This is a genomic window from Bacillus sp. AF62 (genome assembly GCF_050312695.1).
In the GTDB taxonomy this organism is placed as follows: domain Bacteria; phylum Bacillota; class Bacilli; order Bacillales; family Bacillaceae_G; genus Bacillus_A; species Bacillus_A cereus.
In genome coordinates, this window is sequence record NZ_JBNPJZ010000087.1 from 26888 (window position 1) to 51861 (window position 24974).

The following is a 24974-nucleotide window of genomic DNA, read 5'->3' on the forward strand; positions in this document are numbered from 1 at the left end:
AGATTTCTATCCCCATTCTTTCATTTTATAGATTCACAAACACATTGTAGTAATGCTTCTACAGTGTACTCTTTCGGCACAATAACAGACGGAAAATAACGACTTGCCTCTTTTTCCGTAATAGGTCCTATACAAGCAATTGTACATTTTTTTGTCCATTCTCTCCAGTTTGCACCCTCAAGTAAACGAACAAAACTAGTAACAGTTGAAGGACTCGTAAATGTAATAATGTCTACTTCTCCTAACTTCAACGCTGCTATAAGCTCTTGCTTTTTTTCTACATTCACTTTCGTACCGTATACGATCAACTCATCTAGAGAAACACCAATTTCACGCAGTTTAACTGGTATTACATCTCTTGCTAAATTGCCTTTTGGAAATAAAATGCGTTCGTTTCCATTTAATTCTTTTAGAAGCTCTTCGGCAAATGCTTCTGCAACAAATGAAGTCGGAACAAAATGAACTTGATAGCCCCTTTTTTCTAACTCTAATTTTGTTTTCACACCTACCGCAGCGATTTTAATGGTTAGTGGTAGTTTCTTTTTTAAACTATCTAGAAAAAAAGCTACACCATTTCTGCTCGTAAAAATAACCCAGTCGTATGAATGTAGCTGCTCTTCAATATGTTGAATTTGCCTATGAGACATACCTTCCATACGCAAAAGCGGAATTTCCAATGGAATTCCGCTCTTTTCTTTCACTGCTACACTCATTTGTTTCGCTTGATGCTGGGCACGTGTAATCAATACCGTTTTTCCAGCGAGAGCGTTCATATTTATTGTTGCTCCTTATTTGCAGCAAGAATGAGTTCTTTGGCGCCTTGTTTAATTAAACGGTCCGCGGCCTCTAATCCTACTTCTTCAGGATTAGTACCCACTACTGTCTCTTTTAATAAAACAGAGCCATCCATAGAGCCGACAAGAGCTGTTAATTCGATTGCATCGTTTTCTGTAAGGGTTGCATATCCAGCGATTGGAACTTGGCATCCACCTTCAAGTTTATGAAGAAATACTCGCTCCGCTGCCACTGTTCTTTCTGTTAGCGCATCATTAATATGCGCTAACAATTGCAATAAATCCTTATCATCCTCACGACACTCAATCGCTAATGCACCTTGTCCTACAGCAGGTACACATAACGCTTCATCTAAATGTTCTGTAATAACTTCATCATCCCAGCCCATTCTTTGTAATCCAGCTGTCGCTAAAATAATCGCATCGTAATCTTCTTCTTTTAATTTACGTAAACGTGTATCGATATTCCCGCGAATCCACTTCACTTGTAAATCTGGTCTCGCAGCGAGTAGCTGTGCACTACGTCTTAAACTACTCGTACCTAAAATAGCACCTTCCGCTAACTCTTTAAACGATGCTCCATTTTTTGAGATAAAAGCATCCCGAGGGTCAACACGCTTTGGTGTACAGCCAATCATTAAACCTTCTGGAAGTACGGCCGGCATATCTTTCATACTATGTACAGCCATATCGATTTCTTTCGTAAGTAACGCATGCTCAATTTCTTTAACGAACAAGCCTTTTCCGCCTACTTTTGAAAGAGTAACATCTAAAATAACATCACCTTTTGTGACAATTTCTTTCACTTCAAATTCATATGGTAGACCTAGCGCTTTTAACTGATCAATAAACCAGTTTGTTTGCGTTAATGCTAGTTTACTCTTTCGTGACCCTACAATAATTTTGCGCATAATTCTCTCTCCTCATTATAAATACCAAAAGTGGAAATTGGATAAACTGCTTAATAGAAAAATGTTTACTAGCATTACGAGAAACGATCCGATATTCCACTGTACAATTTTCTTACCTTGCAACACATCTGCCGCTCGTAAATATAAACCTGTGCAATACACAAATAGAACGACAAAAGATCCGATTACTTTCGTATCATACCAATGGAAATTGTCCAATTTTGTATATCCCCATATACACCCCAATAAAATTGCTAGTAAGAAAAATGGAACAGAAAATAAATTTAATCCGTAAGACGTAGATTCAAGCTTCGGTAAATTCCCTAACCTTCTTAATCTCGCATTCCACTTTTTCTTTTTTAATAGGCGATATTGCAGTAAATACATAATAGAAAAAATAAACGATACCGTAAACGTTGCATAAGAAATAATCGCCATTCCAACATGCACGTATACAAGTTCTGAAACTAATTGCTCTGCAAGTACTGGCGACATCTTTCCGAGCGGTGTAAAAATAGAAAAAGCGCTTACGCCAAATGCAACAACATTTGTAAAGAAGACTAAAAAGTCAACGCGCATAAATCGATTTATGACTAACGACATCGTAATCAATAACCAAACATAAAAATAAATCCCTGATAATAAAGTTAAAATGGGATTCGTTTCTGAATCTGTCGCCCTAAGCAACATAAAAATAGACTGCAATACCCATACAATCGAAAGTAACCAAAAAGCAAATCGGTTCGCCTTTCGGTTACTTTGGAAATAATCTATAAAATATAAACTAATGCTACAAGCATATAAAATAATTGCAATATGATAAATAATACTGTTATTTAAAAAACTCATCCGATCATCCTTCCAAATTATAAAGATGGAACGGATGGTGTCCACACTCTTTTATGTTCTACTTCTTCCGCACGACTCTCTACTTCTTCCGTTTCTAAATCAAAAATCTTTGCAAATAACGCTAGTTTTTCGCTCGCTCCCTCTTCAGCAGCTATTTCTTTTGCTACTAAAATTGGGTCTTTTAATAATTGATTAATAATACTTTTCGTATGCTTACTAATAACTTTTTTCTCACGATCACTAAGGTTTGGTATTTTCCGCTCTAGGCTTACCATCGTTTCACTTTGGATTGCAAGTGCCTTATCACGAAGAGCTGATATTAATGGAACAACACCAAGTGTACTTAACCACGTTTTAAATAGAACAATTTCCTCTTCAATCATAAATTGAATTTTCTCTGCTTCTTTCAAACGCTCAGCACGGTTTGCCTCCACTACTCCTTGCAGATCATCAATGTCATACAAGAAAGAACCTTCTAGCTCATCAATCGCTGGATCAATATCACGTGGCACTGCAATGTCAACCATAAACAAAGGACGACCAGAGCGCATTTTCTCCACCTTTGTCATCATCTCTTTCGTAATGACATACTCTGATGCACCAGTTGAACTAATTAAAATATCTGCTTCTAATAATGCACATTGTAATTCGCTTAACGATTTTGCATGTCCCATATATTTCTCAGCCATTACTTCTGCTTTCGAAAGCGTCCTATTCATAACTGTTACTTTACGAGCACCACTTCCATATAAGTTTTGCAATGCAAGTTCGCCCATTTTACCAGCACCAAGAATAAGCACATGACAATCTGTTAACTCGCCAAATATTTTCTTTCCAAGCTCAACAGCAGCATAACTAACAGACATCGCACTTTCACCAATTGTTGTTTCTGAGTGGGCACGTTTTGCTAATGTAATGACTTGCTTAAACAATTCATTAAAAATTGTGCCTGTTGCTTTAACTTGTTGTGCTTCTAAAAAGCTATCTTTTATTTGGCCTAAAATCTGTGTTTCTCCCACTACCATAGAATCTAAACCGCACGTTACGCGGAATAAATGGTCTATTGCACCATCTTGTTCAAAAATAGTTAAATATGGTGCGACTTCTTCTATTTCAAGCTGAAACCAATCAGCTAAAAATTTCTTAATATAATACCGTCCCGTGTGTAATTGATCTACAACAGCATAAATCTCAGTGCGATTACAAGTTGATACAATGACATTCTCTAACACGCTCTTTTGATTTTGTAATGTAGTCATCGCTCGCTCTAGCTCTGCTGCCTGAAATGTGAGTTTCTCACGAAATTCTACAGGGGCTGTTCGATAATTTACACTAACAACAAGAATATGCACGCAGCATGTCCCCCTTCACCCGTTTTATCACTTTATCTACTATCATAATACAACTTTCCTCTTATGAATCTGACAATCGTGTGAACAACCGATTATTTTTTAATTATTCTCCGTATGTAATAAAGGAGATTCAGCAAACTAATAAAAAAATTCTACTTTATAATGATTATAAATTAATAACTCTATTTGTACGTTACCAAAAAAAGTCCTCATAATCAAGTGATGGAAACTATTCCATATAAATTATAACATCATCTTTCCTATCTTCTTTCATCATGAAGGAAAATATGTATGATTGTTCCAAAATGTAGCAGACACTTTCTCAATACAATGTATTTGACATTTTATTTATTTTTCGTTATATTGATTTTACAAAATTAAATTGTGCACAACTTAATAAGAAGGGAGTTATGTATGACAGAGGACTCTTTGCATCTAGATAACCAACTTTGTTTTTCTATTTATGCCTGCTCTAGAGAGGTTACTCGTTTTTATCGACCTTATTTAGAAGAGATGGGTATTACGTATCCCCAGTACATTACTTTACTCGTACTATGGGAGCAAGATGGACTAACAGTAAAAGAAATTGGAGAACGTCTATTTTTAGATTCCGGTACGTTAACACCTATGTTAAAACGAATGGAATCATTAACACTTGTAAAACGTGTTCGTTCCAAAGAAGACGAGCGAAAAGTTTGTATTGAATTAACAGAACAAGGCAAAGCTTTAAAGGAAAAGGCTTGTTCATTACCGACAACGATGGCTACAAACTTAGGAATTACAGAGCAAGAATATCGCTCTTTATTAATTCAACTAAATAAACTAATTGAAACAATGAAAACAATTAATGATGGAAAAGGGGAATAAATATGGATAAATTATATACTGCTTCAGTAACAGCAACAGGTGGAAGAAATGGGAAAGTAGTTTCAGATGATGGCATATTAAATCTTGATGTGAAAATGCCGAAAGCACTAGGTGGTGCAGGTGGAGAAGCAACAAATCCAGAACAACTATTTGCAGCTGGTTATGCAGCTTGTTTCGATAGTGCATTACAACTTGTCATTCGTACAAAACGTATGAAAGTAGAAAGTACAGAAGTAACCGCTCACGTTTCTATCGGAAAAGATACAGATGGTGGTTTTGGCCTATCTGCCGTGCTTGATGTACATGTCGCTGGCGTTTCACATAGCGAAGCACAAGAACTTGTAGAAGCGGCTCACGGTGTATGTCCTTACTCTAAAGCAACACGAGGTAATATTGAAGTTACATTAAACGTACGTTAACAGCTTATATAAAGAAAAAAACGCGCGACATTCGTCACGCGTTTTTTGTTTTTGTCATTTTATGAATTGCCTTCCACGCTTCTTCTTTTCCAAGTCCTGTTTCAGAAGAGAATAGAACGATTTCATCGCCAATTTCAACAGCAAGCGTTTCTTTTACAACTTTTAAATGCTTTTGCCATTTCCCTTTCGGGATTTTATCAGCTTTCGTCGCAATAATAATTGTTGGGATTTCATAATGCTTTAAGAAATCATACATCATCACGTCATCACTTGTCGGTTGGTGACGTAAATCAACTACTAATACAGCTGCGTCTAATTGCTTACGCGTTGTAAAGTACGTTTCAATCATTTTCCCCCATGCCGCGCGCTCCGATTTAGACACTTTCGCATATCCATAACCTGGAACGTCAACAAAATGCATCATCTCATTGATCAAGAAAAAGTTCAGCGTTTGTGTTTTTCCTGGTTTAGAAGAAATACGCACTAACTTTTTACGATTTAAAATTTTATTAATAAAGGAAGACTTCCCGACATTTGAACGACCTGCTAATGCAATTTCTGGTAAATCACTGTCTGGATATTGTTCTGGTTTAACAGCACTAATTACAATATCTGCTTTTGTTACTTTCATTGTTTCACTCCTACTAATGCGTGCTCCAATACTTCATCTAAATGAGATGCAAGCACAAACGTAAGGTTTTCTTTTACGCTCTCTGGAATATCATCTAAATCTTTCTCGTTTTCTGCTGGCAAAATAATTTTTGTTAAGCCTGCGCGGTGAGCACTTAATGTTTTTTCTTTTAAGCCACCAATTGGTAATACACGACCACGAAGTGTAATTTCACCTGTCATACCTACTTCTTTACTTACAGGAATACCTGTTAGTGCAGAAATAAGTGCCGTTGCCATCGTAATACCTGCTGACGGTCCATCTTTCGGAACTGCTCCTTCTGGAACATGAATATGAATATCATTTTTCTCATGGAAATTCGGATCAATCTGAAGCTCTTCTGCACGAGAACGTATATAACTAAACGCAGCTTGTGCTGATTCTTTCATAACATCCCCAAGTTTCCCTGTTAAAATTAGTTTCCCTTTTCCTGGCGCTACAGAAACTTCAATTGCAAGTGTATCGCCGCCTGCTGCTGTGTAAGCTAGACCTGTTGCCATACCAACTTGGTCTGTTTTTTCAGCTTGCCCATAACGGAATATGTGTTTACCAAGTAAATCAACAATCTTTTTCTCTGTCACAACGATACGTTTACGTTCTGCTGTAACGATAATTTTCGCTACTTTACGGCAAACTTTTGCAATTTGGCGTTCTAGCGTACGAACACCAGCCTCACGTGTATAATAACGAATAATTTCAAGAAGCGCTTCATCACGTACTTGTAAATTACCTTTTCGTAAGCCATGCTCTTTTAATTGTTTCGGCAATAAATGCTCACGAGCAATGTGTACTTTTTCAAGTTCTGTATAGCCAGCAATCGAAATGATTTCCATACGGTCAAGTAATGGACCTGGAATACTTGAAAGTGTATTAGCAGTTGCTACAAACATAACTTTCGATAGATCATATGGTTCTTCAATGTAATGATCACTGAAGTTATGGTTTTGTTCTGGATCTAATACTTCAAGTAATGCTGCTGATGGATCTCCACGGAAATCGTTAGACATTTTATCAATCTCATCTAATAAGAAGACTGGATTAACTGTTTTCGCCTTTTTCATACCTTGAATAATGCGTCCTGGCATTGCTCCAACATATGTACGGCGGTGACCACGAATTTCAGATTCATCACGCACACCACCAAGAGATACACGGACAAAGTTACGATTCAATGATGTTGCAATTGAACGCGCTAACGAAGTTTTTCCGACCCCAGGAGGGCCTACTAAACAAAGGATAGGTCCTTTTAATGAATTCGTTAACTTCTGTACAGCTAAATATTCAAGTACACGCTCTTTCACTTTTTCAAGACCGTAATGATCGTTATTTAAAATCTCTTCCGAATGAGCAAGATCAATTATATCTTCTGTTGCCTCTGTCCACGGAAGCGCTAATAACCAATCAATATAATTGCGAATAACACCACTCTCCGCAGAACTTGCTGGTAACTTTTCATAACGATCTAATTCTTTCAGCGCAGCCTTCATTGTTTCTTCAGGCATTCCTGACTGTTCAATTTTTTCACGAAGTTCTTCTACTTCTCCGCCCTTACCTTCTTTGTCGCCAAGTTCAGTTTGAATCGCCTTCATTTGCTCACGTAAGAAATATTCTTTTTGCGTGCGCTCCATTGAACGTTTCACTTGTTGCCCAATTTTCTTTTCTAGGCTAAGTAACTCTTGTTCATCTTGAATAATTGAAATAAGTGTATGTAATCGTTCTTTTACAGATACAATCTCTAGAATCTCTTGTTTCTGCTTCGTTTTAATCGGCAAGTGAGAAGCAATTAAATCAGCTAATCTCCCTGGTTCCTCTACATCAGCTACCGTTGCAAATGTTTCATTTGAAACTTTTTTCGAAACTTTAATATATTGTTCGAAATGCTCCAGTAACGTACGCATAAGAGCTTTCTCTTCTAAATCATCTTCTACTTCTTCAGTTACCGTTTTAATAGACACTTGTACTACATTTTCTTCTTCCATAAACTCTATTACTTCTGCTCTATGTAAACCTTCCACAAGGACACGAAGCGTACCGTTCGGCAATTTTAGCATTTGCTTTACTTTCGCCACTGTACCTACACTATATATGTCATCTTCTTTCGGATCATCGATATTCATTTCTTTTTGCATTGCTAAAAAGATGATATTTTCATCCATTGCCGCCTGCTCTAGTGCTTGTATCGATTTATCACGTCCTACATCAAGATGCAAAACCATCGTTGGATATACGAGAACGCCTCTTAATGGTAGGAGGGGCACGATTCTTTCGTTCGTATTCATACTAGACATAGCACCTCCATAATAAATTAAACTCCTGTTCAACTATTTTATATTACAATACACCTAGATGCAATTGCTGAGATTCCTCGCAATTGTAAATAGCTTGTTTTTCTACCTCACGAAAAGAAAAAAGACTCCGATTAAGCATACAAACTTAAACGAAGTCTGGCAAATTTTATTATTGTTTATTTTTACATAGATTGTGCATCTGTTTCGTCTACGTTAGTATGTACATCTAGCTCTCTATGCATATTTTCTTGCATAAACGTTAACTCAAATACTTCTTTTAATTTACGGACAGGAATAATTTCGATTCCCTTTATCGTATACAAAAATGGTTGCATATTTTCAGCAGGAATAATGACTTTCTTAGCTCCCGCTTTTTTCGCAGCTTTTATTTTTGCGTACACGCCACCAATAGGCTTTACTTCTCCGTGTATACTTATTTCACCTGTCATCGCTACTTCATTATTTACATATGTGCGATGCACCGCAGAATATACACCTGTTGCCATAGCGATTCCTGCAGAAGGTCCATCAATTGGGATACCACCTGGAAAATTAATATGTATATCGTATCCTTCTGGCAACACATCTAAAGAACGAAGTACTGTTAATACATTATCAACAGAGCCTTTTGCCATACTTTTACGGCGAATCGATTTCGTTTGACTACCAATACTTTCTTCTTCTACAATTCCGGTAACATTTACCGATCCTTTATCTTTCGCCGGAATTGCTGTTACTTCAATTTCTAATAACGCACCTGTATTTGGTCCGTATACAGCAAGACCATTTACAAGACCAATCCTTGGAATCGGATAAATGTGCTTTTCGTATTTCGGCGTAAGCTGACTTGAGTGAACAACCCACTCTATATCTTCATCTTTAATAAAAGAACGTTCTTCATTTATCGCCATACCAGCAGAAATTTGTACGAGATTAATCGCCTCTCGTCCATTTCTTGCATACATCCCAATCATTTCAATACCATTTTCACCTATTTGCATTTCCACTTTTTCCGCGGCGTTTTTCGCTACTTTTTGAATCTCTTCCGTATCTAATTCACGGAAAAATACTTCTAAGCAACGTGACCGAATAGCAGGAGGAATTTCCTCTGGCGAACGTGTCGTTGCTCCAACTAAGCGAAAATCTGCCGGTAAGCCTTTTTGGAAAATATCATGTATATATGTTGGGATCATCGTATTTTCTTCACTATAGTACGCACTTTCTAAAAATACTTTTCGATCTTCTAACACCTTTAACATTTTGTTCATTTGAATCGGATGGAGTTCGCCAATCTCATCAATAAACAAAATACCACCATGCGCATCTGTTACAGCACCTTTTTTCGGTTGCGGAATACCTGCTTGCCCCATCGCCCCAGCACCTTGATAAATCGGATCATGCACCGAACCAATTAAAGGGTCTGCGATACCACGTTCATCAAACCGAGCTGTCGTCGCATCAAGTTCAATAAATGTTGCATTCGTACGAAATGGAGATTTAGGATTTCGTTTCGCTTCTTCTAATACAAGACGTGCTGCCGCTGTTTTCCCAACACCTGGTGGGCCATATATGATTACATGTTGCGGATTCGGACCACAAAGAGCCGCTTTTAAGGACTTAATCCCGTCCTCTTGCCCTACAATATCTAAAAAGGTTGTAGGACGCACCTTTTCTGCTAGCGGCTCTGTTAAAGAAATCTCACGCATTTTACGAAGCTGTTCTAATTCTTTTTTCGATTCTCGATCAATTGAAACTTTTTGTGTTCGTTGATTTCGAAGTAAATGCCAGAAATATAATCCGACAATTACACCAAAAACAAGTTGAACAACTAAAAATATATTTGTCCAGCTCATTATTTATTTCCTCCCGCAATATTTTATCTCTTAGTATTTCCGCGGAGGAACGTAGCTAAACATAAAGAAAAACAGCAATTATAAAAATTGCTGTTTCCCTTTCGCATTATGCAGATGTTTTTGTATCAAGTACAGTACCGTCTTGTAACACCAATTTTGGCGGTTCATTATCAGCTACTGTTTCTTTTGTAAGAATACACTTCTCGATATCTTTACGAGATGGAAGTTCGAACATTACATCAAGCATTAAGCCTTCAATAATAGAACGAAGTCCACGAGCACCCGTTTTACGTTCAATTGCTTTTTTCGCAATTTCGATTAGTGCACCTTCTTCAAACTCTAACTCAACATCGTCAAGCTCCAATAGTTTTTGGAATTGCTTAACAAGTGCATTTTTCGGTTTCGTTAAAATATCAACAAGAGCATCTTCATCAAGTGGCTCTAGGTTCGCAATAACTGGAAGACGACCGATAAACTCTGGAATTAAACCAAATCTTAAAAGATCCTCTGGTAATACGTGAGATAAAACATGCTTCTCATTTACATCAGCATTTTTCTTCTCAGAACCAAATCCAATTACTTTCTCACCAAGGCGACGTTTAATAATCGGCTCAATGCCATCAAACGCTCCACCACAAATGAATAAGATGTTCGTTGTATCAATTTGAATAAACTCTTGGTGCGGATGCTTACGACCACCTTGAGGTGGAACGCTTGCTACAGTACCTTCTAAAATTTTCAGAAGTGCCTGCTGCACACCTTCACCAGATACATCACGTGTAATTGATGGATTTTCGGACTTACGTGCCACTTTATCAATCTCATCAATATAAATGATTCCTTTTTCCGCTTTCTCTACATCATAATCAGCTGCTTGAATTAATTTTAGTAAGATATTTTCTACATCTTCCCCAACATATCCAGCTTCTGTTAAAGATGTTGCGTCCGCGATTGCAAATGGAACATTTAGAATACGCGCTAACGTTTGTGCAAGTAATGTTTTACCACTACCTGTTGGCCCGATAAGTGCGATATTACTCTTCGCTAATTCTACATCATCAATTTTGCTGTTAGAATTAATGCGTTTGTAATGGTTATATACCGCTACCGCTAGTGCTTTTTTCGCGCTATCTTGCCCGATGACATACTCATCTAAGATTTCACGAATTTCTACCGGTTTCGGTACATCTTTGAATTCTACTTCTTCGTCCTTCGCAAGCTCCTCTTGTACAATTTCAGTACAAAGTTCGATACACTCGTCACAAATGTAAACACCTGGACCTGCCACTAACTTTCGAACTTGCGTTTGTGTTTTACCACAGAAAGAACATTTTAATTGCCCTTTTTCATCATTAAATTTAAACATATTTTCACACCCCTTACAAAGTGCTAACCTCTTGCCTTCGTATGTACACGATAAATGTATCGTATGTAAATACATATTATGTCACTACGTGGCGAGAAATACAAATAATATGACTAGTTATGTACAAATAAAAAAATTTTAAAACTTTTGAAATATGTATATTCGACTTGTAAAGGAACTTTTCCTTCTCCATCGAAAAGTTTTATAAATATATTTCTATATTTATAAAACAAGGCACGATTAAAATCGTGCCTTGTTATTTTATTATGCAGCGTTTTCTACTAAGAAGTCTACAGCTTTACGCACTTTAAGATCTTCAGCTAAAGCGTCTACGCTTCCAAGAGCTTGCTTGATAGCGTCTACTGGCATACCGTACATTTCAGCCATTTTTTCAACTTCTGCAGTTACTTCTTCTTCAGTAACTTCGATGTTTTCAGCTTCAATGATAGCTTCAAGAACAAGATTGATTCTTACACGTTTTTGTGCATCTTCTTTCATTTGCTCTTTTAATTTGTCAGCGTCAGTACCTGTGAATTGGTAGTAAAGCTCAAGGTTCATACCTTGTTGGCTTAAACGTTGCTCGAATTCACGAACCATACGATCTAACTCAGTGTTGATCATAGCTTCTGGAATTTCGATTTCAGCGTTAGCAGCAGCTAATTCTACTACTTCGTCACGTACTTTGTGCTCAGCTTCGTGCTTTTTGCCTTCTTCTAAGTTTGTGCGAAGTTTTGCTTTTAATTCATCAAGAGTTGCAACCGCTTCGTCTGCTTCTTTAGCGAACTCGTCGTTTAACTCAGGAAGTTCTTTTGTTTTGATTTCGTGAATTGTTACTTTGAATGTTGCTGGTTTGCCAGCTAATTCAGCAGCATGGTACTCTTCTGGGAATGATACTTCAACGTCTTTAGACTCACCAGATTTAAGACCGATTACTTGCTCTTCGAAACCTGGGATGAATGTACCAGAACCGATTGCTAGAGAGTAGTTTTCGCCTTTTCCGCCTTCAAATGCTTCGCCATCAACGAAACCTTCGAAGTCGATTACAGCTGTATCACCGTTTTCAACAGTTCCTTCTTCTTTAACAACTAGTTCAGCTTGACGCTCTTGTAAAGATTTTAATTCGTTCTCTACATCTTCGTCAGTTACAGTTGTTTCAACTTTTTCTACTGCTAAACCTTTGTACTCACCTAATTTAACTTCAGGTTTCACTGTAACTTTTGCAGTGAAGATAAGGTTAGCATTTTTTTCGAACTTCTCGATGTCGATTTCAGGATGATCAACTGGGAAGATACCAGCTTCTTCAATCGCTTCACCGTATGCTTTTGGTAAAATAATATCTAAAGCATCTTGGTATAAAGATTCAATACCAAAGCGTTGTTCGAATAATGGACGAGGCATTTTTCCTTTACGGAAACCTGGTACGTTAATTGTTTTTACTACTTTTTTGAACGCAGCGTCGATAGAGTTGTTTACTTCTTTAGCATCAACTTCGATTGTTAAAACGCCAACGTTACCTTCTAATTTTTCCCATTTTGTAGACATTTATTCTTTCCCTCCAACTATAATAATGTATGCACATACCTCTATAGATTAAGATCTTCATTATCTCTTTTTTGAAATAACAAATACACAAATAATCCTCTAGCAAAAGCTTTCAGATATAATGTTCCAATCTACTAATTGCCCAGAAGACAACTACGGTATATTTTGTTCGAGAATAATATGAAACATATTAAGTAAGAGAATTACACTTCTCTTCTCTTACAAACAGGCAGATTTCTGCCTTTTGCAACCCTTACATTATAACATAGAATATGCTCGTTTCAAGAACTGAACGATTCTTTTTCATAATTATACGGGCAAATATCCTTCTCTTTCAACACGTAATAACCATTGATAGGCAATATGAAACTCTTCCAATTCGATATTATATGCTGCCATAAGCTCTTCTTCATCTATAGCCAATCCGAAACGCTTTCTTCCAATTCTCTCTAAAACAGCTGACCAAATCTCTTCTTTATCCATTAATAGAGCGAATGGGAAAACGCTAATTTGCAACTCTTTCCAATATGTAACCATTGCTTCAAATATATCGGGATAATTTTGCTCTAATCGGCTTGATAATTTATGTATAATGTTATTGGATTGCTCCTCATTATGACCTGTAAATGCTGGAATCACCTTAATCGTATTTCCAAACTTTTCTACCTCTATTTCTTCTTCTACCTGACTTTCTATCATTTTATACAAAATAGAAGTTTTCAAATAGGGGTGCTGCTCTTCGTCTATTAAAAATTTCTTTAAAACAGGTAATGCAAGATCTAAGTCTTTTAACGAAAGTCGCTGAATCGCTCTTAGCTTCTGTCCAAAGTTTTCTCCAAAAATTTCATTAGTAAACTCATCCAATTCAAAATTTGAATCCACTAGCGATGCGTCTCCCTCATTTAGCATACCTTCTGCAAATAAAGCAAGCTGCGCTAATTTTTCCTTTTGATCAGGCATTATATCTTTCGTTTGTAAAACCTTTTCAACAGTTTCAATAACACCTTCATAATCATTTGTTTGAACTAAAATAGTTACGTACGTTTCAAGAATATCACCAAATAAGACAACTCCTGTTTTAAGCAACTGTTCACATTTGCCTTTCGCTTCTTCCATACGTTTTAATTCGAGTAAACAAATAACTGAAGCTAATTCCGTTTGTTCCGTTTCCGCATTATACTGACGTAATATTTCAAAGCAACGCAATGCATCTTCGAATTCCCGCTCTTTCAGCGCTAAAAAACCTTCATCAATATAGCGCTCTGATAGTTGTGGAAACAATACGACCGTATTTTCTTTTTTATCCATACGTCCGCCTCTTTTTCTTGATTTTAATTATGTTCAAAGTAAATATATCAAATGCGTAATGAGAACACAACATCCCTAAACTATTTGTTTTAAATATGAAAATATTTAATTTTTACATTCCAATACGAATAAATTTCTACTAAAAATTAAAATTGTACAAATAAAAATCCCCAGCAACAAGCGCAGAGGATTCATCATTAATGGAAAGCTTTTATAATTGTGGGGTATATTACAAGGGTAATAATTTGGAGAACAATAATTGCCATAACAATCATGCTAAAATAGAAGATTGGTTTACTTCGCTTCATTAAAAACATAATAATAAGCATCGTACAAGCAAACAAACTTAAGAAGAACAAACTTGTTGTCGAACTAAGTATACCACTTGGGACAAAGAACAATAACACTACACTACAAGTACCTATAATTCCAAATAACCATTCCATTCATTCACTCATTCCCTTTCCCTCTCATGGCTGTTTTCTCTAAGCGATCAAATGTTTCACAACATCAACTACATACGTTAATTTCTCATACGCTACAAATCCAAAAGCAACCGTTAAGCCCGTTACAACTAACCCTTTCATCATTTCTGCCTCCTCGTTTTATCGTTGTTATCTTCATTATAAAAGATTAGCAATTTCTTACCATCGAACTACCTTACAGTTACCTTACAGAATTGTAAGATTCCAAAAAGAGATTGAAAAACACCTCATATCGCTTGATGTGCTTTCACGGAATTTCTCTATAATCACTTGCAAAATTAACTTTTTTCTCTTGGTTATTTTTCAGCGAATAGACTCTTAAACTAATAGATTTACTAAATAATTTAGAATCAAAATAATTATTCGTTACTTTTCTTAACTTACCTTCAGATATTTTCGTATTACAAGAAAACAACGGGTGAAAATCGTGTTAATATATTTTTGTACAATTAAGAATTTAATTTACAAGGGGGATTATATATGTTTAAAAAAATGGCGGCAGATGTATTAGGACTAAGCGATGTAGGTTCTGTCATTACACCTAAAGACTATGATAAGGTCGATGCTGATGATTATGTGATGCATGAAGATGGGGAGAAAATTTATTTTCTAATTAAATCCAAATCAGATGAATATTGCTTCACAAACAAAGGGTTAATTCACTTAGACGGTACAAGCGCAACAAGCAAAAAACGTACACTGCGCCGCTATAGCTATAGCAAATATCAAATTAAAAACGTAGCACTTGAAACTGCAGGAACGATTGATTTAGATGTAGAAATTAAGTTTCAAATGGGCGATGAACATTACTCAATTGATGTTCATAAAAAACATATTGAAGAATTAAAAGATTTATATAAGGCTTTACTTAAAATCGAAGAAATTTCATACGACAACGATATTACATTACAATATGCACATAAAAGTTTAGATATGGCATCTAATGCCTTTAGCCGCATTTCAAACGCACAAGTAAATTTAGCAGAGCAATTTAAAGAAATGAACGAGATTGCCTTTAACTGGCTTGTTGATACGAAGAAACAATATAATGTGAAAGATTATGGTTTTGTCTTTGACAAGTTTATTAACAACTAATTTAAAATACACAAAAAACCTTGTTATCAAAAGATAACAAGGTTTTCTTAGCACCCCAGGAGAGATTCGAACTCCCACTCCGGCCATTTCCATACTATTTTATATATTTTGATCGCAGTCTTAATATATCTTCGCCCTCGCGAATGCCTGCCGATCCCTTCCTCACATTTTTTACAACAGTCCAATTCGGGTTAGTTTCATCACCAATGTTCTGTACTGTAAAGTTGCCGTCACCATATTTTCGGTGACCTTCTGCCAATTTCTCCGTTAAATCATTCTCATTTGATCTCGCCATCTTTGCGCCATCTCCCTTTTTTATACGACCTTCTTAAACCCTCTAACCAATCACAGGTCCAGTCAATTGGAGATTCTCGTTTTCCGCTTCTATTAATTGTAACACACTGCCGGGGATAAGTTCCGATAACTGCTGCTCAATCGTACTAGAATGGTAAAAGTTTTAGAACATTCTAAGTAAAAAATTAGGATAATACGGATATGGATTTGAGTTCCATCATAAGCCTATTGATTCTTTAAATTAAATACTATGAGGAACAGGGCGCATAAACGGCGCTCCTTTTATTTAAGAAAAAGAATTACATATACAACTGCTTAATATCGAAGGAACGGTTACAGATATTAAGAATGAGCTACAATTATAACCCAAACTAGACGCGAAACTTATAAGTAATCACTTCTTGTGAAAATATTATAGGAGAAGCAGGGATGGTATGGTACAAATAAAAGTAACACCTGAACGTCTAGAGCAAGTAGCCAAGACGGTAAAGAACGTACGGTACACCTTAGAACAAATACATAATGATTTATACAATCAAACAGAACATATTGCCGCAAACTGGGCAGGAGCAACTAGCCAACATTTCTATCAAATGTTTAACGAAGCTAAACCAAAAATGTTCACAGTTTTAATGGAATTCGATAAAATAGCTACCGAATTAGAAAGAGTTGCGGAAAAATTCCGCACGGCAGATGCTGAGTACGACGGCAATCTAGTTGAAAGTGAGATTATAGCTAATACTCCTTCTTCAGAAAATAACAACACATCACCTGGTGCATCTTCTTCGAAAAAAGATGGTGAAAGTTTAGAGAAAGTTACTAGAGACCTAGTGGGCGAGTTATCGGGAGAATACGATGTACGACGTGTTATAGAAGGTGTTGATCCCGATACTGGCGAAAAACTTTCATGGTGGGAACGCACTGGTGCTGGTGTCATGGTTTTTGCGGGGCTTACGCCTGTTGGTAAGGGAATAAAAGTAGTCAAAGGCGCAAAAAAGTTTCCAATGCAATAGATGCAGCAGCCACACTAGAAAAACAACGGAAAACTTTAAAAGCTAATAGCTTAGCAGGTAAAGAATACGAAACAAAAATGTTCGAGGTTATAAAACAACAAAAACCTAAATCTGAATTGAATGAACAAATAACCGTACAAACAAAATCGGGCGTACGCACTCGTATAGATATAGGAGGCAAGGACGCAAATGGCGAGATTGACTTAGTAGAGTTAAAATCTTCACCTACTGCACCTCTTACTAAAAATCAGAAAAAAGCCTTCCCTGAAATTGCGGAATCAGGTGCAATAGTTAAAAGTAGGAACAAACCACCATTTGAACATTTAGAAGAGATCCCACCAACGAAAATAAATGTAATAAGAAAAGAAGAATAAGGAGGCTTTTATATGGCATTACATGATACGGATCAAGTCGATTTAGTTTTAATAGATGAGGATAATAAAGATAATGTATACTTAACAATCTTTGATGCTTTAGAGTGGAATAAAAGCGAAGAACTTGACGATGAACACATTTTACTTTTACAAGACAAAATCAATACATATTTAGGATTCATTGAAAGTGATGAAATCTACGAAAAAGTTCCAAGTACAATAGGAAGAACACATTTCATTATACAAGTGTATTCGCAGAATGAACCTAGTTTTTACGGGAAAAAGTTTTATAATATTGTAAGTGAACAATTAGGAGAATCTGGATATGGATTTGAGTTCCATCATAAACCTATTGATTCTTTAAATTAAATAAGAGGAATAGGGCGCATAAATGGCGCTCTTTTCTTAATGTACTTCCATCCATAATAAATAATAATTATCATATATTGCGTTATATTTTACACTTCTTGCACATACATCAATTTGTAGACAAACAAAAAACCTTGTTATCAAAAGATAACAAGGTTTTTTTAGCGTCCCAGGAGAGATTCGAACTCCCGACCGTACGCTTAGAAGGCGTATGCTCTATCCGGCTGAGCTACTGGGACATGGAGCGGGTGAAGAGAATCGAACTCTCGACCAGAGCTTGGAAGGCTCTTGTTTTACCACTAAACTACACCCGCATATGTTATTTTCTTTTCTTCGTTAGCGCCGTTGCCCTATCGACAATATTTATTATATGTATAACCACACATAAAGTCAACACCTTTTTTAAAAGAGGATAAATTTTCTTATCCTCTTTTAAAAACTGCTTGTTCAACTAGTTGTCCGTCTAACGTTTCAAAACGAACTTCCATTTGATTTTCATCCATTTTTAATAAAGCAAATGTCTTTTCTACACGCTGACGTGGTAATAAAATACTGCCTGGATTAATAAATAAAACGCCCTCGATTAATTCCGCACCTAATACGTGAGAATGTCCGAAGCATGCAACTTGCGCTCCCACTTCTTCAGCATGGTACGCTAGCGTTTGTAATGTCATTTTCACATTATGGCGATGTCCATGCACTACTAAGAAGCGAATTCCATCTACATCAGTTACAATTTCATCTTGAAAGTTAGCATAATCACAGTTTCCTTTTACAACATGGAAACCTTGCAGTTCTTCATGAGCAGGCGTTAGCTCTGAATCACCGCAATGAATCATGATATCTACTTTCCCTTCATATTTCTCTTTCAACTGCTGTAATTCCTTCACAGAGCTATGACTATCGCTTACGATTAAAGCTTTCATCATTCTCTCTCCCTTATTCTCCTAAAAACCATTCCGGGATTTTTTCTTCTAACTTACGAAGAGCACGGCCACGATGGCTAATAGCATTTTTTTCATCTGAACTTAATTCCGCCATTGCTTTTTTGTATTCTTCCACATAAAAAATCGGATCGTATCCAAAGCCATTTTCTCCGCGGCGTTGTTCTAAGATAAATCCTTCACATGTCCCATTTACAATGACAGGATTTTTATCACCTTCAGGGAAAGCAACTGCTAATGCACAATAGAAACGAGCTTTACGCTTTTCAAAGTCAACGCCATTTAATTCTTGTAACACTTTATCGATATTTGCTTGGTCATTTTTCGGTTCACCAGCAAAACGCGCTGAATACACTCCTGGTTTTCCATTTAAAGCATCTACAATAAGACCCGAATCATCCGCAATTACGATAGAATTCAACTGTCTACTCAAACTATCCGCTTTTAAGATCGCATTTTCTTCAAATGTTTCACCAGTTTCTTCGACTTCTTCAATATGAGGAAAATCGTGTAATGATTTCACTTCTAAATCAAATCGCTCAAATAACTCAGCAAACTCACGTACTTTTCCCATATTTTTTGTCGCTACAACAACTTGTTTCATACTTTCCACCTCTACTCTATATGAGATACGATGTCACCTAAAGCTTCTTTTTGTATATCAATCAGTTGGAAAATGCCTTTTTCCGCAGCATCAAGTAGTTCATTTAACTGCGCTCTACTAAACGTCGCTTCTTCTCCAGTTCCTTGCACTTCAACAAATTGGCCTTTTCCAGTCATAATTACGTTCATATCAACGTCTGCTTTAGAATCTTCTGGATAGTTTAAATCTAAAACAACACCTTGCTCTTCAACAATTCCTACTGACGTTGCTGCTAAATAATCTTTTACTGGAATTTTAGATACTTTTTCTGCTTGTAATAATTTCTCGAAAGCTAATACCATCGCTACATATGCACCTGTAATAGACGCTGTTCTCGTTCCACCATCTGCTTGGATAACATCACAGTCAATCCAAACTGTTCTCTCGCCAAGCGCTTCTAAATCAACTACCGCACGTAATGCTCGTCCAATTAGACGTTGAATTTCCATTGTACGTCCTGTTACTTTTCCTTTGCTTGACTCCCTAATTGTACGTTGTTCTGTTGCACGCGGAATCATCGCGTATTCAGCTGTTACCCATCCTTTTCCTTCTCCACGCATAAACGGTGGTACACGCTCTTCAATTGTTGCTGAGCAAATCACCTTTGTATCCCCAACTTCAATTAATACAGATCCCTCTGGATGTTTTAAATAATTCGTATGAATATGTATATGGCGTAATTCTGTTTTCTCTCTACCATCTACTCGCATAAAAATAACCTCCTCTTAATTACTACTCGTTAGTATAGCCAAATTTAAATGTATGATATGTATACAATAAAAGAAGGAGAACCCAAAAAGCAATTCTCCTTTCTTACTTAAGTATATCAAATTATTCAAGATTAAAAACTACCTGTATTCACGTTTTCTGGACGATCTACAGGTTTTATTAACTTTCCGCCCTTTTCATCTATAAGATTTGCTTTTCCATTCACTTCAATAGAAATATTTTTCACACCTTTCTTTTCTGTTAAAGATAAAACTAACGACTTCAATACGTAATTTGAGATCATATTTTTATCTGGGTTTACAAATATATTTTCATTAAAGTTTAATGTAAGATTTCCGTCTTGTAATTTCGGATTCGTAATAAGCTTAACGCCTGGATTAAAATCATTCAGGAGCGATTGATGAATCGGACCTTTTACAAGTTCATCTATAATTGCTGCATAATCATTTTCTTTTCCTTCCGCAACGCGGCGTGTGACTGGTACGTAGTATTGCTGTTTATTATTATTTTGCGCCATGAAATATAGTGTGACTGGTTTTGTATTCGTTACATCTGCTACTTGTTCATCATCGAAGTTAATACCATTTGCACGGCTCACTCCTTCACCAAGCGGTGTACCAGCAACCGGCATCTTCGCCAATTTCTCACCATTTATTTGGAACTGCACTTGTTTTATCTCTGTAAATTGCGTCAACGTCCACGCTATAGATTCAATGATTTGACGCTCTTCTTCTTTCGCATAGTTTTTCATTTCTTTAGAGAAATCAATAACTGCCGTCCCGTCCTTTTTCAAATCTAAAGTCATCGTTGTATTCGCCGGAATGACTGCACGAAACCCATTCGGTAATAAATTCGTTACCGGTCCATCTTTCACAAGGTATTCTAACGTTTGCTTCACAGTCTCATTTGCTTTCGGGGTAGGTATAGCTAACGTTTGTGGTACAACATAACCATTTTTATCAACAAGGTATAGTTCTCTATTTACCATTTGCCCTTGCTTATCTTTTTTAGCTACTTCTTTCTTCCCACCCTCTGTATACGTAACTTGTTTTGGCGGATCAATTTGTTCAGTTGCTTTCTCCTGATTTATAAAGCCACACCCTGTTAGTAAAACAGCGCTCACAGTAGCACCAACAACCCATTTAAAAGTGGATTTAGGCATGCCATTCCCCCCTAAAATCTAAGTTTGTACTATTATGTATACGAGCCGTTTCACATTTTAGAACAAGCTGTGCCTCTTATAAAGTGAAACTTTAATCAGTGGAGGGTCTAACTGCCCAGCAAATAGCAAGATAAAACAAAAAACTCCTGATTTCTCAGGAGCTCACCTATATGAATTCTACTATTATTCTTTTTCTAAATGAATATGCTTCACATTTTCAATCGGTTGACCGAACCATTTTGATGCAATTTCTTTAAACAAGCCTATTTTTCCCGTTGTTAAGAAGAGATGATCGCTTTGTTCTTCTCCTTCATTCAACATTTTACTATGATATAAGATTGTACTTACTTCACGTGCTGTTTCATCACCAGAACTAATTAGTTGTACTTTATTTCCCATTACTTTTTTAATAACAGGTCCTAAAATTGGATAGTGTGTACACCCTAATATAAGTGTATCAATATCGGTACTTTTCAGTGGTTGCAGCGTTTCTCTTACAACTTCATACGCCATTTCACTTTCGAAATTCCCACTCTCTACAAGTTCAACGAAAGGTGGACAAGCTAAACTTTCTACCATAACACGGTTATTAATAGACTTTAACGCCTCTTCGTATGCACCACTTTTCACCGTTCCAATCGTTCCAATAATCCCAACGTGATACGTGTTTGTCACTTTTAAAGCTGTACGTGATCCTGGGTGAATAACTCCTACTACTGGAATTGGTAATTGTTTTTGCATCTCTTCTAATACAACTGCAGTTGCTGTATTACACGCAATAACTAACATTTTAATATTTAAATCTAGTAAATGCTCCGTCATTTCCCACGTAAATTGACGCACTTCTTCTCGAGAACGTGGACCATAAGGACAACGTGCTGTATCTCCTAAATATATGATACGCTCTTTCGGCAACTGACGAATTAATTCCTTCGCTACTGTTAAACCGCCAACTCCTGAATCGATAACACCGATTGCTCTATTCAACTTCATCACCCGTTTTCTCATTCATCATCTTTTATGTTTATCATTATATTTTACACACTTTAAGTTCGCTCACTTCAAATGCTTCTGTATGAAAATTTTCATTTGCCCATGTATAGACTAGGACCTTTTTTATTTTGCTCCTTTTTTTCATAATTTGCAAGATAGAAAAATAACCGACCTTCTATAAGAAAGTCGGTTTCTTCTATATAAAATGCATATTCATTGCTCCATCTTTTTTTGAAAAGAAGACATTCCCATTAATAAGACGAAATGAACAGAAATTAAAATGACGATCAAAATAAAATTCAATCGATAACTATTTGTAGATTCCATAATTTTGCTTGCTACAGCTGGTCCGAATGCCATACCGAAAAAGTTAATTAAATTATATAAACCAAGGCCGACTCCAACTTTAGCTGGATTTAATGTTTTCGGAATAAATGTGTTTAATGATACTTGAATTGCCGAATAACTCATAAATGTTAAAATAACCGCAAATAAAATAAAGAGTAAGTTCCCGTCTGGAATAATCCCTAAAATTAAAAAGCCAATGATCATAACTACAGACGCTACATACATCATCCTCACATTCCCAAACGCAGGAATAATCTTTCCGGTAATAAAACTAGATACAATACCAAAGAGAGATGCAACAAACAATACAATTCCAATAACGAACGGAGACAATCCGTGCCCTCTTCCTAACAGTAATGGTAATAATAATAAACTAGCACATAACGCCACATTAATGATAAATCCGACCGCTATTAAACGCAGTAATGGTTTATTTGTAAACAACTCAATATCAATAAACGGCGACTCTGCTCTCTTCATATGAGCCTTGAATAAAAATAGGAAAGCAACAGATAACACAAAAAGCCAACTATTAATGTTCACTCCTAATAAAACGGTCGTAATCAATACAAATAATAAAAATGCTCCAATGAAATCAAAGTGGAACACTTCATCGGTATGTTGCACCTCTTCTGGCATAAATTTTACGAGCAAGAAAATACCAACCATTGAAATAACCATAAATAAAAATAAATACGGCCACCCTAACGTATTTGTAATTGCCCCACCAACTAAAGGTCCAATACCAACCGCTAATGCAATAGAAGAACTAATCATTGCTAACGCACCCGGTTTTTTAGCTGGAGCAACTAATTTAGCCACCGCAATCATACTAAGCGCAATAAACGCTGCTCCTCCGCTCGCCTGCACTAGCCTTGCGAAAATGATAATCTCATAAGATTGATTTACAAACCCAACAATAGAACCAGCTACAAATATGATAATAGAAATAATTAATAGCCTTTTTACACTGTAACGATCAGCCAGTTTTCCATATATCATCGAACCGATACCGACGACTAAAGAATACCCTACTACAACCCAACTTACTTTCGATTGACTAATTGATAAATCATTAGCAATATCCTCTAGCGCTACATTAAATAACACAGCGTTCATCGGTCCTAACAAAACAATAAAACATAATGTAAAAACAAACCATTTCGAATGGTTACTTATATCTTTCCCCATGTGTAACACTCTCCTGATTGCAATTTTAAAACTGTCAAACTATAGATAAAAAAATGAAGTTATTTAAATGTTGTATCACCACTAAACAACTTCATTAAATGTATAAATGGTGCTAATTTATCGCGCGATAAATTGGATTCGAAACGAAACACATATGTTGTTCGATATTCATGGAACTATCATAGTTTCAGCATTACAGTTTGTCAACGAAAAACATACAAAATAAACTAATTTAGTATTTTTAGTTTACTTTGTTCAAAAGTTATTATACACTAATTTCGAAGCTGATATAAGGAGGACTGGCATGATTATTCAAATTTGCATTTTTTAACTTAATAAAATGAAACGAATACAGAACTTTTATATAGAAGAGACATTATAGGAGGATTATGATGAAGAAAAAAATGTTAGTTGTATTAACAAGCGTAGAAAAATACCCAAATTTAAATAGGGCTACCGGACTTTGGCTCGGTGAAGCTGTACATTTCGTAAAAAAAGTAGAAGAAGCGGGTTACGAAGTTGATTACGTCAGTCCACAAGGCGGTTATACACCAATTGATCCACATAGTTTAGCAATGGCGGAGAGCATCGATTGGGAATGGTACCAAAAGAAAGAGTTTATGAATCGCCTCGGTTCTACAATGAAACCAAGTGAAGTGAATCCAGAAGACTACGCTGTTATTTATTACGCAGGTGGTCACGGGGTTATTTGGGACTTCCCAGAAAATAAAGAACTTCAAAATATTAGCCGCAATATTTATGAAAACGGCGGTATTGTTTCTTCCGTTTGTCATGGAGCTGCTGGTTTATTTCATATTACATTAAGTAATGGGGATCGTTTAATTAGCGGTAAGAAGGTAACAGGCTTTTCAAATGAAGAAGAAAAATTAGCTGAATTAGATCAATTCGTTCCATTTTTAACAGAAGATGAACTCATTAAAAATGGAGGACTTTACGAAAAAGCTGCACAGCCTTGGGAAGCTTTTGCTCTAGAAGATAATCGTGTTATCACTGGTCAAAACCCAGCTTCAGGTGGTCCAGTAGCCGAATTAGTATTAAAACAGTTGCAAAAATAATATGTACTAAAAAAAGCAGATTTCCCTCTATTAAGGGAG

25 protein-coding genes and 2 tRNA genes are annotated in these 24974 nt (G+C 36.3%); 7 read left to right on the forward strand and 20 right to left on the reverse strand.

What is annotated here, in order from left to right; all coding sequences use genetic code 11:
- Positions 1 to 20 precede the first annotated feature (20 nt).
- From hemD to hemA, 4 genes are read right to left on the reverse strand one after another with little or no spacing between them, the layout of a single operon-like run.
- Complete coding sequence (gene hemD / locus ACQRBL_RS22365; protein WP_023523117.1) at positions 21 to 773, reverse strand: uroporphyrinogen-III synthase; 753 nt, start codon at positions 771 to 773, stop codon at positions 21 to 23.
- 2 nt (positions 774 to 775) lie between these two features.
- Positions 776 to 1705, reverse strand: coding sequence for a hydroxymethylbilane synthase (gene hemC, locus ACQRBL_RS22370; RefSeq protein WP_023523118.1), 930 nt, complete (start codon positions 1703 to 1705; stop codon positions 776 to 778).
- 15 nt (positions 1706 to 1720) lie between these two features.
- Positions 1721 to 2554: a cytochrome c biogenesis protein gene (locus tag ACQRBL_RS22375; RefSeq protein ID WP_000009005.1), complete on the reverse strand. Its 834-nt coding sequence runs from the start codon at positions 2552 to 2554 to the stop codon at positions 1721 to 1723.
- Between the two features lie 17 nt (positions 2555 to 2571).
- Positions 2572 to 3906, reverse strand: a complete 1335-nt coding sequence (hemA, locus tag ACQRBL_RS22380) for a glutamyl-tRNA reductase (RefSeq protein ID WP_000547868.1) — start codon at positions 3904 to 3906, stop codon at positions 2572 to 2574.
- A 414-nt stretch (positions 3907 to 4320) separates the two neighbouring features.
- Between hemA and ACQRBL_RS22385 the strand changes: the two genes are divergently transcribed.
- Positions 4321 to 4773, forward strand: coding sequence for a MarR family winged helix-turn-helix transcriptional regulator (locus ACQRBL_RS22385; RefSeq protein ID WP_411996249.1), 453 nt, complete (start codon positions 4321 to 4323; stop codon positions 4771 to 4773).
- 2 nt (positions 4774 to 4775) lie between these two features.
- Positions 4776 to 5192, forward strand: a complete 417-nt coding sequence (locus ACQRBL_RS22390; RefSeq protein WP_000359774.1) for an organic hydroperoxide resistance protein — start codon at positions 4776 to 4778, stop codon at positions 5190 to 5192.
- 34 nt (positions 5193 to 5226) lie between these two features.
- Here the strand turns inward: ACQRBL_RS22390 and ysxC are convergent, their stop codons facing one another.
- The 7 genes from ysxC to ACQRBL_RS22425 form a co-directional block, all read right to left on the reverse strand.
- On the reverse strand, positions 5227 to 5823 hold the full coding sequence (gene ysxC, locus ACQRBL_RS22395) for a ribosome biogenesis GTP-binding protein YsxC (RefSeq protein ID WP_000869118.1): 597 nt from the start codon (positions 5821 to 5823) through the stop codon (positions 5227 to 5229).
- Complete coding sequence (gene lon, locus ACQRBL_RS22400) at positions 5820 to 8150, reverse strand: endopeptidase La (RefSeq protein WP_411996250.1); 2331 nt, start codon at positions 8148 to 8150, stop codon at positions 5820 to 5822. Before lon ends, ysxC begins: the two co-directional genes overlap by 4 nt.
- A 182-nt stretch (positions 8151 to 8332) precedes the next feature.
- Positions 8333 to 10003, reverse strand: coding sequence for an ATP-dependent protease LonB (gene lonB / locus ACQRBL_RS22405; RefSeq protein WP_000119173.1), 1671 nt, complete (start codon positions 10001 to 10003; stop codon positions 8333 to 8335).
- A gap of 106 nt (positions 10004 to 10109) precedes the next feature.
- Positions 10110 to 11369 carry an ATP-dependent protease ATP-binding subunit ClpX gene (clpX, locus tag ACQRBL_RS22410; protein ID WP_000472289.1) on the reverse strand — a complete coding sequence of 420 codons (1260 nt, stop codon included), beginning with the start codon at positions 11367 to 11369 and terminating at the stop codon, positions 10110 to 10112.
- A 264-nt stretch (positions 11370 to 11633) separates the two neighbouring features.
- Positions 11634 to 12911: a trigger factor gene (tig, locus tag ACQRBL_RS22415; RefSeq protein WP_000105215.1), complete on the reverse strand. Its 1278-nt coding sequence runs from the start codon at positions 12909 to 12911 to the stop codon at positions 11634 to 11636.
- Between the two features lie 309 nt (positions 12912 to 13220).
- Positions 13221 to 14219 (reverse strand): hypothetical protein, encoded by a 999-nt coding sequence (locus ACQRBL_RS22420; RefSeq protein ID WP_023523120.1) that lies wholly within the window; start codon positions 14217 to 14219, stop codon positions 13221 to 13223.
- Positions 14220 to 14416: 197 nt separating this feature from the next.
- Positions 14417 to 14665 (reverse strand): hypothetical protein, encoded by a 249-nt coding sequence (locus ACQRBL_RS22425; protein WP_001983650.1) that lies wholly within the window; start codon positions 14663 to 14665, stop codon positions 14417 to 14419.
- Between the two features lie 519 nt (positions 14666 to 15184).
- On the opposite strand from ACQRBL_RS22425, the gene ACQRBL_RS22430 reads away from it, so the two are divergent.
- Entirely contained in the window at positions 15185 to 15799 is a 615-nt protein-coding gene (locus tag ACQRBL_RS22430) for a PH domain-containing protein (RefSeq protein ID WP_000473872.1), read from the forward strand.
- 94 nt (positions 15800 to 15893) lie between these two features.
- Here ACQRBL_RS22430 and ACQRBL_RS22435 read toward each other — a convergent pair whose 3' ends face one another.
- On the reverse strand, positions 15894 to 16094 hold the full coding sequence (locus tag ACQRBL_RS22435) for a hypothetical protein (protein WP_000124460.1): 201 nt from the start codon (positions 16092 to 16094) through the stop codon (positions 15894 to 15896).
- Positions 16095 to 16527: 433 nt separating this feature from the next.
- Between ACQRBL_RS22435 and ACQRBL_RS22440 the strand changes: the two genes are divergently transcribed.
- The 3 genes from ACQRBL_RS22440 (at position 16528) to ACQRBL_RS22450 (ending at position 17849) form a co-directional block, all read left to right on the forward strand.
- On the forward strand, positions 16528 to 17106 hold the full coding sequence (locus ACQRBL_RS22440) for a WXG100 family type VII secretion target (protein WP_043924710.1): 579 nt from the start codon (positions 16528 to 16530) through the stop codon (positions 17104 to 17106).
- 77 nt (positions 17107 to 17183) lie between these two features.
- The gene (locus ACQRBL_RS22445; RefSeq protein WP_043924711.1) at positions 17184 to 17480 is read left to right on the forward strand and encodes a hypothetical protein; all 297 of its coding nucleotides are present in this window, start codon (positions 17184 to 17186) and stop codon (positions 17478 to 17480) included.
- Positions 17481 to 17492: 12 nt separating this feature from the next.
- On the forward strand, positions 17493 to 17849 hold the full coding sequence (locus ACQRBL_RS22450; RefSeq protein ID WP_001173693.1) for a DUF6572 domain-containing protein: 357 nt from the start codon (positions 17493 to 17495) through the stop codon (positions 17847 to 17849).
- Between the two features lie 165 nt (positions 17850 to 18014).
- On the opposite strand, the gene ACQRBL_RS22455 is transcribed toward ACQRBL_RS22450, so the two are convergent.
- From ACQRBL_RS22455 to ACQRBL_RS22490, 8 genes are all read right to left on the reverse strand, one after another.
- Positions 18015 to 18088, reverse strand: a tRNA-Arg gene (locus ACQRBL_RS22455).
- A gap of 1 nt (position 18089) precedes the next feature.
- Positions 18090 to 18163, reverse strand: a tRNA-Gly gene (locus ACQRBL_RS22460).
- 108 nt (positions 18164 to 18271) lie between these two features.
- Positions 18272 to 18775: a metallophosphoesterase gene (locus tag ACQRBL_RS22465; RefSeq protein ID WP_411996251.1), complete on the reverse strand. Its 504-nt coding sequence runs from the start codon at positions 18773 to 18775 to the stop codon at positions 18272 to 18274.
- A gap of 13 nt (positions 18776 to 18788) precedes the next feature.
- Positions 18789 to 19397 carry an XTP/dITP diphosphatase gene (locus ACQRBL_RS22470; protein WP_053563597.1) on the reverse strand — a complete coding sequence of 203 codons (609 nt, stop codon included), beginning with the start codon at positions 19395 to 19397 and terminating at the stop codon, positions 18789 to 18791.
- A gap of 11 nt (positions 19398 to 19408) precedes the next feature.
- Positions 19409 to 20146, reverse strand: coding sequence for a ribonuclease PH (gene rph / locus ACQRBL_RS22475; RefSeq protein ID WP_063548706.1), 738 nt, complete (start codon positions 20144 to 20146; stop codon positions 19409 to 19411).
- 131 nt (positions 20147 to 20277) lie between these two features.
- Positions 20278 to 21327: a spore germination protein GerM gene (gene gerM / locus ACQRBL_RS22480; RefSeq protein ID WP_001126743.1), complete on the reverse strand. Its 1050-nt coding sequence runs from the start codon at positions 21325 to 21327 to the stop codon at positions 20278 to 20280.
- Between the two features lie 183 nt (positions 21328 to 21510).
- A complete protein-coding gene (gene racE / locus ACQRBL_RS22485; protein ID WP_016512279.1) occupies positions 21511 to 22320 on the reverse strand; it encodes a glutamate racemase in 810 nt (269 codons plus the stop codon).
- A gap of 213 nt (positions 22321 to 22533) precedes the next feature.
- Complete coding sequence (locus tag ACQRBL_RS22490) at positions 22534 to 23859, reverse strand: MFS transporter (RefSeq protein ID WP_000513864.1); 1326 nt, start codon at positions 23857 to 23859, stop codon at positions 22534 to 22536.
- A gap of 392 nt (positions 23860 to 24251) precedes the next feature.
- Between ACQRBL_RS22490 and ACQRBL_RS22495 the strand changes: the two genes are divergently transcribed.
- The gene (locus tag ACQRBL_RS22495) at positions 24252 to 24935 is read left to right on the forward strand and encodes a type 1 glutamine amidotransferase domain-containing protein (protein ID WP_000728514.1); all 684 of its coding nucleotides are present in this window, start codon (positions 24252 to 24254) and stop codon (positions 24933 to 24935) included.
- The last annotated feature ends 39 nt before the right edge of the window (positions 24936 to 24974 follow it).